2 protein-coding genes are annotated in these 1263 nt (G+C 47.0%); both read left to right on the plus strand.

Annotated features, from left to right (window positions below):
* Positions 1-243: 243 nt before the first annotated feature.
* On the plus strand, positions 244-447 hold the full coding sequence (locus AERO9A_RS22245; RefSeq protein WP_159974136.1) for a hypothetical protein: 204 nt from the start codon (positions 244-246) through the stop codon (positions 445-447).
* Between the two features lie 169 nt (positions 448-616).
* Positions 617-1039, plus strand: a complete 423-nt coding sequence (locus AERO9A_RS22250; RefSeq protein ID WP_159974137.1) for a hypothetical protein — start codon at positions 617-619, stop codon at positions 1037-1039.
* Positions 1040-1263: the final 224 nt, after the last annotated feature.

Consider the following 1263-nt stretch of genomic DNA (forward strand, 5'->3'; position numbering starts at 1 on the left):
CGGTTCAGCCGCGTGCGCTGCACCACCTGGCCGAAGCGGACACTCTCGGCAACTTGGTAAACGGACTTGGCCAGATCAACGGCAATGCGCTTCATAACGACTCTCCCGCTCAAAAATCCTCGACACCGTGGTATAGAACTGTGGTGTGGGGAGAGTCCATTACAGCATTCAAATCGCTCGCTGTGCTCGCTGGGACGGGCTAAAGCCCGCCCCTTAACCAAACGTTAGACAAAAGAGATAAGCATGCTCAACGAATACAAAGCAATCCCTTGGGGTGACATCATTGAGTTTTTCGTCTTGTCGCTGGCGTTTTTCTACTGGGCTTCTGCCGTTCAAAACTACCCGCTGCCTATAAAGTCAAAGTTGCCGGGATTTATGCTTAACAGGAAGATAATGCTTGCTTTCGGATTCGTATGCGGTGCAATAGCTGCTTCTAAATTTTTCTAGCACCGATGCCACTACTTTTGCCATATTTTGCATACTCTTCATCTTCGCATATCCCATGCCGGTATTGCCTAACCTGGCGCTCAACCCCGCTCCTTTCAGTCGCTGGACGCTGCGCGATAAAACTGCGCAGCGCCGGTTAGCTCTACGTTAGCCTAGGCCTGTATCCGCTATGAAAAACTGGATAGCCAATACAAAACTTAATACCCTACTAGAAGATGCTTCTCGTAATTTTGATGGTGAGCAAGTCAGACGACTCCTGATAGAGTATTGCGAAAAATATCAAGAAATTTATCCTTTTGAAATTTTAGAAAAACCAATTGAATATTTAACCAAGAACGAAAGTTCAGAAATAAGCTACGAGACAGCCCATACAGAACTAAGCATTGCCGCAGGAGATTACTGCTTTAGCCTTAATGAAATAGCCGAAGCTCTTCTTGAGTTAATAGACACAAAGTCTCTTACTGCGGAACAGGCAAAGAAAGTTATTAACCATATTTTCGAGGCATACTCTTGCAATGAAAGCCCTGAGGAATTCATTGAAAGAGAAGACACGTATCTATGCGAAAAGATATCTTCCATCATTACCGGCTAACAAGTGTATATGGACTCTCCCCACAAGTAGTGAGTAATAGCTTTTCGATCCTGTCGTCAGCGCGGTTGCATTCGTATATCCGGCCTGTTGTGGGCGCTCACGCCCTGGCCATTCTGTAGTTCGCGCAGCGGGGGCCAAGCGTTCAATCGATCACGGGGATCATCATTGTTATCGGCCTTGTTCCGCTGCAGGACTCGCCTGTTCCGACAGTTTCGCTATTCACC

Origin of the sequence: Pseudomonas sp. 8Z (assembly GCF_902506535.1) — a bacterium.
Lineage (GTDB): Bacteria > Pseudomonadota > Gammaproteobacteria > Pseudomonadales > Pseudomonadaceae > Aquipseudomonas.

Coding starts and splice junctions, on each gene's coding strand:
- AERO9A_RS22250 (WP_159974137.1), top strand. CDS start 617: ATGAAAAACTGGATAGCCAATACAAAACTTAATACCCTACTAGAAGAT.
- AERO9A_RS22245 (WP_159974136.1), top strand. CDS start 244: ATGCTCAACGAATACAAAGCAATCCCTTGGGGTGACATCATTGAGTTT.